This is a genomic window from Pararcticibacter amylolyticus, assembly GCF_003130405.1.
GTDB lineage: Bacteria > Bacteroidota > Bacteroidia > Sphingobacteriales > Sphingobacteriaceae > Arcticibacter > Arcticibacter amylolyticus.
In genome coordinates this window covers 22,771-37,046 of the sequence record NZ_QEAS01000019.1, presented here as the reverse complement: position 1 = coordinate 37,046, position 14,276 = coordinate 22,771, and the positions used below count along the sequence as shown (strand labels likewise).

Below are 14,276 nucleotides of genomic sequence, written 5' to 3'. Positions count from 1 at the left end.
TTATTTGCTATGTTGTAACTTTGAATTCCGGATGAAGCTGCTAATCCATGCAGGTATCCTTTTCTATTGAAAAGGGAGAAACCGCAAAACTACAGCACCAAATCAACAATATGTTAGGGACACACTTCGCTTAGACTATAATATGCTTAGAATCTATTATAAAAAAGACCGCAGACTTGCCAAAGAAAGTGACCTGGAGGCACTGAGAGACATCCCAATGGAAAGCATGATTTGGGTTGACCTTCAGGACCCTACTGTAGAGGAAAAGATTACCATCGAAACATACTTCGACATTAAGTACTCGTCGGAAGAAGAATCTCAGGAAATTGAGAGCTCTTCGAGGTTCAGTGAAGTGGAAGATGAACTGGTTATTAATTCCAATTTTCTTTCTATGAGAGAAAAAGGGTTTGTTTACTGCCCGGTGTCTATCATTATGGAGAAAGGCATTCTTTTCACCTACCGGGACGATGATCTCAAGACTTTTAGCGAATCCGTAAAAAGAATAAAAGCAAGCCCGGCATCATATATTAACGGATACCAGATCCTCCTCACTCTGCTTGAAACATCCATCGACCACGATGCAGATCTGATTGAAGGACTCGCCCGGCATATTGCCGAACTTAATCAGCAACTCATCCTGAGAAAGAAAAGATCAGATGAAGAGATCCTTATTCAAATCTCATCCTTTCAGAATGAAACAATGTCTCTGAGGGAGAACATTATCGACAAACAACGTCTGATATCTGCATTAATGAAAAGCAGCAGCTTCCCCGAAGAATACATGGCTGTCTTAAGGATTATGATCCGCGATATAAGCTCAATATTAGAACACAACAAGTTTGCTTTCGAAAGACTGGAATACCTTCAGGATACTTTCATGGGATTCGTAAACATCGAGCAAAACCACATTATTAAGATCTTTACTGTGGCAACCGTTGCTTTTATGCCCCCCACACTTATAGCCAGTGTCTATGGTATGAATTTTAAGGCTATGCCTGAACTTGATTGGGGCTGGGGATACGCCTTTGCAATTCTTCTCATGGTTCTCTCATCGGCTTTAACACTAATGTACTTTAAAAAGAAAAACTGGTTGTAATAATAGCAAACCATTCTTTCCGGAAAACGTTCTCCATTCGTTTGCAAATTCTCTGACGGATGGATTGGTACATTGGATGCTCAGGATTTCACTATAAGCACTGGAAAGGTTCTTTCTACCCTGATGGGCTTCCACAGACTAAATGGTTCGATTATTATTGCCAGTCCTTTAACACCCTTGAACTAAATGTCACATTCTACAGATTTCCGCAACTGTCTTTTTTGCAAAACTGGTATAAAAAAAGTCCTGACACGTTTAGGTTTGCTATTAAAGCGCCCCGGGCTATAACGCACTATAAACAATTTTCAGGTACCACCGATATGCTTTCCGACTTTTACACAACAGTGAGAAGCGGCCTTAGAGAAAAATTGGGATGCGTCCTGTTTCAAATGCCACCAAAATTCTCTTACACAGAAGAACGTCTTCAAAAGATAATAAACAACATCGATCCTTCATTCCTTAATGTACTCGAATTCCGGCATCCAACATGGTGGTCTGAAACAGTATTCAATATCCTGGCAGAAAGAAACATCACGTTTTGCGGAATGAGCCACCCTACTTTACCAGATACAGTAGTTGCCAATACCGAACTTTTATATTACCGGCTTCATGGAAAAGAAAAACTCTATGCCTCCAATTACACTGATAACGAACTATCTGCACTTTCAGAAAAAATCAAGAACAGCAAATTGCCGGGAGAGGCATACGTCTTTTTCAATAATGATATTCAAACTTTTGCAGTATACAACGCACAAAAAATGATCGAACTCAATGCTTCAGTTTGACAACAAGTAACTCATTTGACAAGGCCACCCCCATTCTCTCCAATACATGTTCTTATTTTCTCAATCTCTAACCTTAATTTCTCGACCGTAGTCTCAAAATGACTTATGTATTTATTAACATCTTCCACCGCATAAGATAACTCCTCGGAATATTTACCTTCAGCTCTCCAAATTTCCTTTATATCATCAAACAGAAGGATACGCCGCGCCAGCGGATCCGCATCTGAAATACAGATGACAACTCCCGAAGTTTTGTTCGACACCAGAACACGCTCTATCAGCAACTCCGACCCTGTCACCAAAACATATACATGCCGGTCCTCGATTTCAGCAGGAGAAGAAATAAAACGGGCGATCACAATATCACCACTAAAAAGAGCGTTCCGCATCGAGTCCCCTTCAACCTCAAACGCCCTGATTAAGCCAGGCCGTTTCCACATAATATCCGGAAGAACTTCAAATTCCTTAGGATTGCCATCTGTGGCCATCCGGATATAATGCTCCCTCTTCCTGCATAAAATCAGCTGGATGCCGCTAGCAGCAGAAGCGGCATCCGGCTTTATAAAACCCGGATGCTCGTTCGCAAAAAAAAACTCATCCTTCACAATATCATCACTTCCATGTAAAAACCACTCATAAGACTTGCTATAAAAACTGGCAAGTCTATATAATACCTCAAAGGTGGGGAATTGGTTCCCCAACTCTATCTGCGAGTAATTGCTCCTTGAAATATTAAGGCGTTGCGCAACTTCCGCTTGCGACAGCCCAGCATGATGCCTCAAATCTTTAATTCTCGTAGCTATAGAGATTTTTGACAGTATTTCTTGCATTTGGAATATTTATTTACTTTTGAATTGGTTAATATTATAAAAAAGAGCGGGTAAGTTTTTGATTCTCTTAATTTATAATCGTTAAGCGTCAACAAAATGAATTTAAAAGTCAGCTCTGCTTTCTGTTTCATCAACGACTTTATACCAAAATCGAAATCAGCGGAGCGGGTGTTAGAGTCTTTCAATTATCACTTAAATCCCTTTTTACGAATTATGGGCATTACAGGTTCGTTTACAATTCATCTTTCGTTTATCATCTTTTCCTCCTCATCCGGATTGCTAATAAATTTTACAAAAGCAATGCCATTAACGGCTGAGAGCGGTTTGAAGCCCCGGAATCAGTGTATATCAATGAATAAAAGACATTGAACCAGTATGAACAATCTGAGCACTGCAGAAATATATGAAACTAAATTAATTGAAGCCTTATCTCTCTTATCTGCTGTATGCCGGCTCACTCTTACCGGGACATGGGAGATACAAATAAGAAATAACAAGGGCAATCCGCTCGATATATCCAATTTGTCAGAAGAGGCACAATTAATAACAGGATACACGAGAATACAGGATCCTGTGGCTTTTTTTGCATCTGTTATTCCTTATGAGGACCAGATACAGATGCAAAACAGTTTCAGTGTCGCCCTCGAAAACAATTCAGTATACAGCGTAAAACACCGTATAATCCAGGGACAGACTGAACGTCTTATATATCAGAGAGGAGAATTGATATTCGACAGGCAGACAGGTATAGCCTCCAAGATGCTGTGTATCTGTAGTGATATCACCAACTATCAGCCCGGCTCGCAATTTCCGGAAGATGAGGGCGAATTAGCTTTCATTACTTCTCACAAGCTAAGGGCTCCCCTCACTAATATACTTGCCCTATCCGACATGCTTAAAAATATGTCTGATGATTTAGTTGGCGCCGACAGAATTAAAGAGTTACTTTTGGTGATAGGAGAACAGGCAAAACATTTGGACGACGCCGTTCAAAAATTAAATAAATTGGTTTCACACACGAACCAAAGCACTTTCAAAACAAAGCTTTTAAAAAAAGTGAAAGAACTCATTTTAATCGACGATGAGCCCCTGGCCAACAGGATCCACACAAGGCTTATAGGATCTATGAATCCACAGCTTCACGTTACTGCTTTTACTGATCCCAGCCAGGGAATGCACTTTATCAAAGGTTGCGAGATAGACGCTCTCCTTCTCCTCGACATAAATATGCCGGTAATGGACGCATGGGCATGCCTGGATTTCATGCGGGAAAATGAAATAAACAATCAGGTGATCATTCTCTCATCTTCAATAAATCCCCTCGACAAGCAAAAAGCATCAGAATATAATAATGTAGTTGGTTTTCTGAACAAACCATTAACGAAGGAAAATATTAAATGGCTTTTAGAGCAACATTAATATGAGCGCCGGATCATGCTGTTGCCTTCATGAGGCTTTCAATAAAGCGGCTCAGCACTCTTGTCTTAAGAAGATACCGGAATAATATAATCCCTGATATTGCGCACAGGATCCCCGCAAGTACGTCAACTACGTAATGATGACTTGAATATACTGCCGCGAACCAGATTCCCCCCATGATGATCGCAAAAAGCACATTAACATACTTAAGCTTGCTCTTTAAACCATAATAAAGAACAATAACAGGATAAGACGAATGCAATGACGGCATAGCCGCAAATACATTTGAACTCTTCGCATAGATCGACTTAAATACCGGCATGCCAAGTAAACTGTCAAACCTGGATAAACCGGCTGTATTACCCGGAGTATGAGGATTGAAATCATAACCATAGCTTTGGATATACCATGGCGGAGCAGCGGGATGAAGATAATAAATAACAAAACCTATAAGGTTTACCAGAAGAAAGGTCAAAGAAAAATAGAAAAAATACAGACGCTTCTTAAAAAAAAGAAAAACGGCGAAAATAAGAGGCACCGGAACCCATGTAAGATAGAATATACCACTCAGGATATCCAGAAAAGGAGAGGCAAAAAACTTAAGATATTCATTAGGCGTTAAGGTAGTATTACCGAGTTTTATACCAAAGATATCTTTTTCAAAATAATAGATTCCTTCAATATCCACCGTGTGATACTGGTAATTCGGGAACGCCTTCATATAATCAAATATTATCCAGTATACAATAAAGATCGAGAATCCCAGTATAAGCCTGCGTGTATCGCCGGAGGCAAAGTACAATGTATTGAAAAGCCCCACCAGCACAAGCTGTTCCTGTTTGTAGCCAATCAGGAACCACGACAGCAGGAGATACATTACAGATACCAGGGCTACTATGTACGTATTTCTGCCCGGAAGGGAAATAGATTTTGTTTTCGTGGTAACAGACATTTTATTTTTTCAAGAAATTAGTTCTGAACACATCATCCCAAAGTGCCGAACTCACCCCATACCCCTTAGTTTCATCAGAATAATGATGAAGCATATGATGTTTTTTCAACTTTTTCCAGAATTCATTCTTAAAATTATAATGGTGCAAAGCATAATGCGTCATATCATATATCAGGTAGCCAGCTATAAATCCCGCGAAAAAAGCATACAAATAATACGCAGTAAGAAGCGCCTTAAACAATAAAAAAAACAGTGTTGCTAAGGGGATGCTCGCAGACGGAGGCATTACAAGCCGCTTCAGGTCATTCGGATAATCATGATGTACACCATGAAAAATGAAATGAATGCGTTTTGCCCATGGAGCTTCAGGATGGAAATGAAAAACAAACCGGTGAAGAACGTATTCCACAATACTCCAAACCAGGATTCCTAATGCTAAAGCCACTGCAAAATGCAGGATTTCCATTTTTTCCTCTGCCAAAGCCATCCAGATCATATATCCAATCACAGGAATATATACTATTAAAGGCACATAAAACGGCACCTTTGAAAGGTTTTCAAGTAAATCGCTCCTGAACATTCTTTGCGATTCAGGCGAATTAGATACAAAATTCTTTTTCATCGTAAAACAGATTAGGAGTTTACACTTTCATACGTTCAGTCACCTCTTCTCCAGTGCTGGCATCAAGCCCTCTCAACTCAACGTACTTTACATTAGGGACAAATAAGGTACCTCCCTCTATATGAACATAAATCCGGTTTAATATAATCTGCCTCTTGTTTATCGTTGCATAAACACGATACTGGTCAGATTTATCTTTCATCAGATATAACGGAAATTTCCCGTACGAAACAAACTTAAGCTCATACTTCTCATTACCAAGAGGCCTGCTGTTTATCCCGTAAGCAAACTTACGCTGAATATAGTTCAAATCAGCCTTTTGCCCTTTATCCGCATACCTCATCCAAAACACATTCACCGGATTCTCTTTGTCAACTGCACCCTTCTCGTCGGTGTTAAGCTGACAAATGATCGTATTGGTATTCGGATCCCTTTGCAAATAGAATAACTGACGGCTGATCCCTTTAGGGGTTGGAAAAGATATACTCTGAGATTCGGGACTCCTATCTTCTGCAGCAACTTTTTGCATGCTCATTGCCGACAGCAATACAAACAACACAACAGATGCTTTTTTTCCTAATGACAATAAAGCATCTTCCCTGTCTTTAGCTTCCAGCCCTTTCTTGGAATCTAGAAGACGTTTTACTGCCGTTATGTTCGTCAGAATAGCCATTATAGTAATCGGAATAGTGAAGATCGACATCGTCTCGAACACGTGGAAAGGGATTCCCGGAACATACACCTTATAATCTCCGCCGATAATGCCTGCAGTAATTCCGCATACAATAGCACTCACGCTGATCAGCACCACACGCTCCGGTCTTTGCATAAAGCCTCCTTTACATTCAATGCCAAGGCCTTCCGCTCTGGCCCGGGTATAGCTTACCATCATGGATCCGATCAGGGCTATAAAAGCAAACAGCGAACTCAGGAAATAATGGTGAGACACGAGGTAATAACAAACTCCAAGAAACATCACCAGTTCACTGTAACGGTCGAGTACAGAATCATACAATGCTCCAAAAGTCGATTTCATATTTCCAAGGCGCGCAACCTGGCCATCCAGCATGTCAAACAATCCTGCAAATAAAATGAGCGCACCGGCCCAGCCAACAAAACTAAGATCTCCCCGGTTTCCCTTCTCCGCACCTGCTATAAATATGACAGCTACACCGATATTAAGAAGAAGTCCTATTGTGGTAACCGCATTAGGAGTTAATCCCATGCGGATCAGGAACCTCACGAATGGGTTTATGATTTTATAAATGCCCTGTTGAAGGCTGGTCCTTAAAGACACGTCTGACATATTCTGTTCAATATTAAATTAACCTAATCCTTTTGCAAAGGTAATGTTAGAAATCGAATTTTACGCGTGCCCGTACTCCCCATTCTGCAACATCCGGATGGTCAAGGTAGGTAAAACGCTTTACTAAATCTACCCGCAATAACTTGAAAATATTTGCCAGCCCGACACTACCCTCTATGTATGGCTGCTTTTCCAGGGTATAGGTCGTCCGGATTCCCTCATCATTAACAGGAAATTGTAGTGAAGAGGGATGACTCAAAGGATCATTCTCCTGCCTTAACCCACCGTACAGGCCTTTAAAACTGACAACTTCTCTTAGCTTAAGCCTCCTTATCAGAGGCATTTTATTGAGGAAGAACCCGTTAAAACTATGATCTATATTCAAACTGGCATAGTGATCACTTACAAACTCCAGGAAATTCATAAGATTATATGAATTAAGCTGGTATGCATAGGTCTGGTTCGCGCGATGGATCCCCAAAAGAGCAAAAGGTGCGTTTCCAAAAATATACCCGCCCTCTACAGTCACGTCACTATAGCCCAGTTGGGAGAGGTAAAATCTCTTTTGCACATTACCCGTAACATTCTGATAATTGTAAGAACTGCCAAGGATCCCTTTTATTCCCTGCGTATAACGCAAAGTAAAGATGGGATCCGGACCGAAGACCGGTACTCTGTATATTTTGCCCTGGTAAAACTTTTCGTTGGGCGCATAACGCAATTCCATGCTCACCTCAGAGGTTGTGATACGATCAATAGGAACAAGGTCATTGTTTACCAACCTGTTATATCTGAGACCGCCGGCAGGAGTTTGCCGCCAATTTTTAAACCCTATACTATACGAGAAGTGATTTTCATATTCATGCACATAATCGATTCTCCACAGATCATTATACAGCCATTTATCATTCTCTCCCCTCTTAAACGAAAGAAGAAAATTATCTTCCTGAACAAACTGTAGTTCCTGCCCCGGTATCTTGGTGTCTCTTTGATAGCTTGTGCGAAGGTAATGCTGGGGAAAAGCATAGATCGACTTATTATTGATAGAATAAGTGGCACTGCCGAAATACTTCCATTTCTCGTCCCGGGTACCGTAAGCCGCGTAAGTTTCAAAGTAATATCTCTTACTGAGCTCCGGAGTTGTCCGTCCACCCAACCTCAATCTCAGTCCCTCAACCGGGTTAAAGCTGTAAAAGGTATTCGCCGGTCCAATTTCGAACGGGCCAAACCCTTTGTACCCGGCAAATAAAAATGTAACCAGTTCAGCAGTCCTCTTAAAAGACTTCATGTTCTGAAGACTGTCAATATCTTTGTAAATGCTGGCTTCAGCCTGCGTAAGCACCTCGTGCCTGTTCTGTTCCAGCACCACTGCCTTTTTATCGTCTGTTGTCTTTGCAATAACCACAGGAGGCCCTTCATAAACACTGTCAGGAGCCGGTTGATTTATCTTATAATCCTTGAAAGAAACCGTTCTTTCTCCGACTACCCCGGTGCCTTTATTCTTACTGATCCCGAAGTCAATAGAAAGAGTACTTTTGCTTAGCAGGTAATGCCCGTCAGCCATATTCTTAGAAAACTCCAGCTGGCTTTCAAACTGCCGCACAAAATTCAGGTTAATGTTTTTATGAACCGTCAGATACGCTCCCTCAACCGCATAGTTGCCGTCGAGCGTAACATACAATTTGCCCTGAAACAACATATCACCCTTATTCCGGGGCGCAAAGCTTAGTTCTACCAGCTTCGTGTCCCCTCTTGATATAGTATCCGTTATAAAATACAGGTAAAAAAGAGGCGCGCTGTTCGCTATCGGGCTTAAAAACTGGTTACTAACCACAGCAATATTGTTATCATAGATATCAATGTCCTGATACATGCGGTTCATATATGCACTTACCCCCTGCTGATCTATATACTTAGGATCAAAGTCAACCTTCTTTTTTCCCAGAACAATTGATTTATTTTTGCTGGGATTCTTCCTGAAATAATTCTTGGAAAGAGTTTCCTCCATGTATAAAGGCATAATAGTTTCTCCACCGACTGCTGTAGAGTCCTGTTGCTTAAAGAGAAACTGGTAATTTTTAAATACCCGTTTATCACGGAAGTCCTGTGAGATATGACTTAAAGCAAAAGATAGCTTCTCGTATTTTTCATATTCAGTAAAAGCATAACCTTCGAGCCTGTTCTTCGGTTTATTCTCAATCACTTTTTCGATCAGTTCAACCGCTGGATTTCCTTTATTACGATATTTTTTCCGTCTCCCCGACTTCACCACTACTTCATTCAACATTTTGGCAGATGCCTGCAACTGGACGTTTAAAGTCTGCTCCTTTCCCGGAACAACAGATCTGACCAACTGATTATAGCCAACATAAGTGAAGGAGATCTTGCTGTAATCTCCGCTTATCTTCATTGAATACCTTCCATCAGCATCTGTGCGCGTGCCTAAAGATGTACCCGGTATAATAATACTTACATAGGGCAGTGTTTCCCTGGTCTTTGCATCCGTTACAACGCCCCTGACAACGGTTTGGGCAACTGACAAAAATGATAAAAAAGTCAGCGCCAGGACCAGCACATTTCTGATATATTGATATTTGTTATATTCTTTCACGACTGCTTAAACACAAAATAATTCTGTAAAAGGTAGTTATAAGTAAATCCCACCAGCAAGGATACCACTACCTTGCTTATTATATAATTTATGCCATAAAAATGAGTCAGAACAAAAACCCCCGAGGTATTAAGGGCTATACTTCCTGCCCAGACAATGACATATTTGATTCCTTGTATATATACTTTCCTGTCCCGCGAATTAAATACCCAATTCCGCCCCAGGTAAAAATTTGTTATTCCCCCGCAAATGTTCCCCGTTATATTTCCTGCTACATACCATACATTAAAAATCTCAACACTGACTAATGTAGTTAAAAAGTCAACAACCGTACCAGAAAACGATGCCACTTGTGCTTTTAGGAATTTTAGCATGTTTTTTTACAGCAAATTGTATGCAACTGCAATTTGTAAAAGAATATTTGAATATATTCCTGCCAGAACGTCATCTGCCATGACTCCAATACCTCCGGGAAGGTTCTCCATCTTTCGGATGAAGAAAGGTTTTCCAATGTCAAATATTCTAAACAAAATCAATCCGGCGATGATATAACTTAATTTTACCGGTATAAACAGCAAACTAATCCACATCCCCGCAATTTCATCAATTACCACCCGGTAATTATCTTTTCCCCACTCAGATTCTACCTTATAGGAAGTCAGAATCCCAACTGCTATCAGTATAACAGTGACAACAGCAGATATAGAAATATCATAATAATCTCCACCGGGCCGGAAGAAATAAATGCAAAGACAACAGGCAACGGAAGCAACCGTCCCCCCTCCCTTTGGAATATACCCGATACCCAGTCCGGTGGAAATTAATTTATACATTTTAATGCATCGACTCAACCAGGTCCTGGTAATAATCCAAACCCAAATGAGTAATTAAATCTTCTCCCATCATGTGACGAAGAGTGTTCTGCAACTTCATCAGCTGCTTGAAGATGTCATGCTCCGGATGTAAGCCTTCCGCAGTTTGAGGAGACTTCAGGTAGAATGACAACCACTCCTGAATACCACTCATTCCTGCTCTCTTCGCAAGGTCCGTAAACAATGCAAGATCAAGCGCTACCGGAGCCGCGAGAATTGAATCCCGGCAAAGGAAGTTAATCTTTATCTGCATTGGATAACCCAACCATCCAAAAATGTCGATGTTATCCCAGCTTTCCTTGTTATCACCGTGAGGAGGATAATAGTTAATCCTCACTTTGTGATAAAGCTCGCTGTACAGATCAGGATTTGCCTCAGGACGGAAGATCTCGTCAAGAACACTTAGTTTCGATACTTCCTTCGTCTTGAAGTTATCAGGATCGTCCAGTACCAAACCATCCCTGTTACCTAATATATTCGTAGAGAACCAACCGCGAACACCAAGAGCCCTTGCACTTAAACCAGGAGCGATGATCGTTTTCATCAGGGTCTGACCTGTCTTAAAGTCTTTTCCGGCAATTGGATTCCCTGTTTCTTTTGCAAGTTCAACTAGTGCAGGAGTATCAACTGTCAGATTTGGAGCTCCGTTAACATAAGGCACACCTTCTTTCAAAGCAGCATAAGCATAGATCATACTTGGAGAAATGTGCTCATCATTGTTTTCCAAACCAGCTTCAAACGCTGCGATAGAATGATGAACAGAACCTTCCTTCTGATATATTTCGGTCGAACCACACCATACCATCACCATTCTGGTACAACCGTTCTTTTCTTTGAAGTTCCGGATATCTTCACGAACCTGATCAGCCAGATCTTTTTTAGTTGTAAAAGATTTAACGTTAGTTCCGTCAAGGTTTTTCACATACCGCTTGTCAAAAGCAGCTTTCATCGGAACAAGCGCTTCCAGTTCCGGCTGAATAGCCCTTAAAAGCTCAGCGTCAAGAACCTTTGCTTTCATCGCAGCATCAAAAACATTGTCTTCATAGACATCCCATCCACCGAAAACAATGTCGTTAAGCTCAGCAAGAGGCACAAAATCCTTGATTTTCGGATATCTGCTCTCTGTTCTTTTGCCAAGACGAATACTTCCCATTTGTGTAAGAGAACCTATTGGCTTAGCCAACCCTTTTTTTACAGCTTCTACCCCTGCAATTAAAGTAGTGGCAACAGCACCTAAGCCGGGGATTAAAATACCCAACTTTCCTTCTGCGGGTTCTACATATTCTTTCATTTTTGTTTTTTTTTAGTGTTCAATTATTGTTGTATATCTTGATGCGTTAGTCCGGATTACAAATAGCTTGTAAATTCCCTATTCCACCTCAATCACCTGACCAGCCCCATACCCGTCAGATTGATTTTTCCAGTATCCGGTACTTCTTATAAACGACACCGTTTATTTGTTCTATAGCATTATTCATCAGGTAATTATCCTCAAGCATCCAAGAACATTCGGCCCCTTTAATGTTATGGCGTCTCGCGTTCTTGATAATCCTTCCATAAAGACAAGCCTCTATCCCGGATTTACGATGTCCCTCTACTACGCCAAGGATCAATACACGCAGCCTGTCTATTTTCTTCATCCCGGTAAGAAGCTTGAACAACCCAAATGGCAACAGTCTTCCTCTCCTGATTTTAATGAGAATTTGGTTAAGATCTGGTATCCCGAGAGCAAAACCGATAAATTTACCTTCCTGCTCAGCGATCAGACAAAAGTCAGGATTCAATATCATCTTAAGATCTTTCGCCATATGATGGAATTCTTTCTCCGTCATCGGGACAAACCCTGTATTCTCACTCCAGGCCTGGTTATATACGTCCCTCGCCTTTGCTGCATCCTCCCAAAAGTTCTTCATATTGATCGTACGAATCACTATATTGCTCCTTTTGAGCCGCGCTTCCAGAGTATCCAGCAGCTTTACAGACCTGTCATTATGAGTATCGTATGGAACATCATAAGCCAAAAGATCTGTTTTCTTTTTTAAGCCCGCATTCTCAAGCAATTCCAGATAATAAGGGGCGTTGTAAGGCATCATAACTACCGGAGGAGTATCAAATCCTTCGATCAGCAAACCAAGCGTCTCATTTGTAGAGAAATTCATGGGACCGATTATCGTAGTCGCCCCATGTTCTTTAAGCCACTTTTCAGCCGCCCCAATCAGCAGTTCAACGGTTTCCTGATCATTTACACAATCGAAAAAACCAAAAAAGCCATCACTCGAATTATTGAAAGCATTGTGATTGTTGTTCAGAATCGCCGCTATACGCCCTGTCACTTTTCCATTTTCAAAAGCCAGAAACAACTGCACCTTCGAATGATCGTGAAAAGGGTGCTTACCTGGAGTAAGCAAATCCCTCTGAGCTATATACAGCTCCGGAACATAATTCGGATCATCTTTATATAACTCATGGGGAAAATCAATAAAGAGTTTGAGTTCCTTCCTGAAATCAATTGGCCTTACCTCTTTCATGTCTCCTATTTAAAGGCAAAAACCTCTACTTTTCTGAAAGCTTCAACAAGCTTCTCCACGGCCTCTTCTATCTGTTCAAAGGTATGAGTCGACATCAGAGAGAACCGGATTAAGGAAGAATCAGAAGGAACTCCCGGAGAAACAACAGGATTTACAAATACCCCATTCTCCTGCAAAAGGTTCGTTACCTGGAATGTTTTATCGTTATCCCGGATATAAATAGGGAGAATAGGACTTTCCGTAGCACCAAGATCAAACCCTGCATCTAACATAAGCTTTTTCGCATGATTCGTATTATCCCAAAGCTTATCAATGATCTCAGGCTCTTCCTCGATGATATCAAGCGCTGCAAGGACACTCGCAACGGATGCAGGAGTCATACTTGCACTAAACAGCAAAGACCGGGCACGATGCTTTATATAATCGATCGTTATCTCGTCGGCTGCAATAAAACCGCCCAAAGAAGCAAGAGACTTACTGAAAGTACCCATGATTAAATCTACCTCATCGGTAAGATTGAAATGAGATGCAGTACCCGCCCCATTCAAACCAATTACACCTAAACTGTGGGCGTCATCAACAAAAATATTAGCTCCGAACTCATTGGCTAGCTCAACAATCTCCGGCAGCTTAACAATGTCCCCTTCCATACTGAAGATCCCGTCAACGGCTATAACCTTCGCCGCATCTTCCGGCAGGAGGCTAAGTTTCGCCCTGAGATCTTCCATGTCATTATGCGCATACTTAATGGTGCGCGAAAACGACAACCTGCTTCCATCAATAATAGAAGCATGATTGTATTCATCCAGAATTAAATAATCATTCCGGTTGGTAATACAAGACAAAACTCCCAGATTCACCTGAAATCCTGTACTGAAAATCACAGCAGACTCCTTGCCAACATACTGAGCAAGCCGTCTTTCCAACTCCAGGTGAATATCTAATGTACCGTTCAGAAATCTCGACCCTGCACAACCCGTCCCATATTTATCTATGGCTTTCTTGGAAGCTTCCTTAATCTTCGGATGGCTGGTAAGTCCGAGATATGAATTAGAACCGAACATCAAAACTTCCCTGCCATTTATAAACACCTTCGTATCCTGCCCCGATTCTATGGGTCTGAAATATGGATACATTCCCTTTCTTTTAATCTCTAATGCCTCTGTAAAAGAAAGGACTCTATCTTGTAATTTTTTACGCATTAAGGTGAAGTTAATTTTTTGTAAAAGTAAAGTTCATTTATCTGATTACCTGC

General features: G+C 41.1%; 13 protein-coding genes. 3 read left to right on the top strand and 10 right to left on the bottom strand.

All coding sequences use genetic code 11. The annotated features are described in order from the left end of the window. The first annotated feature begins 142 nt into the window (after positions 1-142). Positions 143-1,096 (top strand): magnesium/cobalt transporter CorA, encoded by a 954-nt coding sequence (gene corA / locus DDR33_RS19690; RefSeq protein ID WP_109417522.1) that lies wholly within the window; start codon positions 143-145, stop codon positions 1,094-1,096. Positions 1,097-1,155: 59 nt separating this feature from the next. Continuing rightward, positions 1,156-1,881, top strand: a complete 726-nt coding sequence (locus DDR33_RS19685) for a DUF72 domain-containing protein (protein WP_109417521.1) — start codon at positions 1,156-1,158, stop codon at positions 1,879-1,881. An 11-nt stretch (positions 1,882-1,892) separates the two neighbouring features. Here the strand turns inward: DDR33_RS19685 and DDR33_RS19680 are convergent, their stop codons facing one another. Next, positions 1,893-2,711 (bottom strand): XRE family transcriptional regulator, encoded by an 819-nt coding sequence (locus DDR33_RS19680; protein ID WP_109417520.1) that lies wholly within the window; start codon positions 2,709-2,711, stop codon positions 1,893-1,895. Positions 2,712-3,086: 375 nt separating this feature from the next. Between DDR33_RS19680 and DDR33_RS19675 the strand changes: the two genes are divergently transcribed. Further along, complete coding sequence (locus DDR33_RS19675; protein WP_109417519.1) at positions 3,087-4,130, top strand: response regulator; 1,044 nt, start codon at positions 3,087-3,089, stop codon at positions 4,128-4,130. A gap of 13 nt (positions 4,131-4,143) precedes the next feature. Here DDR33_RS19675 and DDR33_RS19670 read toward each other — a convergent pair whose 3' ends face one another. The 9 genes from DDR33_RS19670 to spt all read right to left on the bottom strand — a co-directional run bounded on the left by DDR33_RS19670 (position 4,144) and on the right by spt (position 14,223). Further along, entirely contained in the window at positions 4,144-5,082 is a 939-nt protein-coding gene (locus tag DDR33_RS19670; protein WP_109417518.1) for a phosphatase PAP2 family protein, read from the bottom strand. A gap of 1 nt (position 5,083) precedes the next feature. Beyond that, the gene (locus DDR33_RS19665; RefSeq protein ID WP_109417517.1) at positions 5,084-5,704 is read right to left on the bottom strand and encodes a sterol desaturase family protein; all 621 of its coding nucleotides are present in this window, start codon (positions 5,702-5,704) and stop codon (positions 5,084-5,086) included. Between the two features lie 19 nt (positions 5,705-5,723). Continuing rightward, positions 5,724-7,010, bottom strand: coding sequence for a DUF4833 domain-containing protein (locus DDR33_RS19660; RefSeq protein ID WP_109417516.1), 1,287 nt, complete (start codon positions 7,008-7,010; stop codon positions 5,724-5,726). Positions 7,011-7,056: 46 nt separating this feature from the next. After that, positions 7,057-9,621, bottom strand: a complete 2,565-nt coding sequence (locus tag DDR33_RS19655) for a DUF5686 and carboxypeptidase-like regulatory domain-containing protein (RefSeq protein ID WP_109417515.1) — start codon at positions 9,619-9,621, stop codon at positions 7,057-7,059. Then, complete coding sequence (locus tag DDR33_RS19650; RefSeq protein ID WP_109417514.1) at positions 9,618-9,995, bottom strand: GtrA family protein; 378 nt, start codon at positions 9,993-9,995, stop codon at positions 9,618-9,620. The genes DDR33_RS19655 and DDR33_RS19650 overlap by 4 nt, the downstream gene beginning before the upstream one ends. Positions 9,996-10,001: 6 nt before the next feature. After that, entirely contained in the window at positions 10,002-10,454 is a 453-nt protein-coding gene (locus DDR33_RS19645) for a phosphatidylglycerophosphatase A family protein (protein WP_109417513.1), read from the bottom strand. A gap of 1 nt (position 10,455) precedes the next feature. Continuing rightward, positions 10,456-11,784 (bottom strand): inositol-3-phosphate synthase, encoded by a 1,329-nt coding sequence (locus tag DDR33_RS19640; protein ID WP_109417512.1) that lies wholly within the window; start codon positions 11,782-11,784, stop codon positions 10,456-10,458. A 115-nt stretch (positions 11,785-11,899) separates the two neighbouring features. Beyond that, positions 11,900-13,021: a hypothetical protein gene (locus DDR33_RS19635; RefSeq protein ID WP_109417511.1), complete on the bottom strand. Its 1,122-nt coding sequence runs from the start codon at positions 13,019-13,021 to the stop codon at positions 11,900-11,902. A 5-nt stretch (positions 13,022-13,026) separates the two neighbouring features. Beyond that, on the bottom strand, positions 13,027-14,223 hold the full coding sequence (gene spt, locus DDR33_RS19630) for a serine palmitoyltransferase (protein ID WP_109417510.1): 1,197 nt from the start codon (positions 14,221-14,223) through the stop codon (positions 13,027-13,029). Positions 14,224-14,276 lie beyond the last annotated feature (53 nt).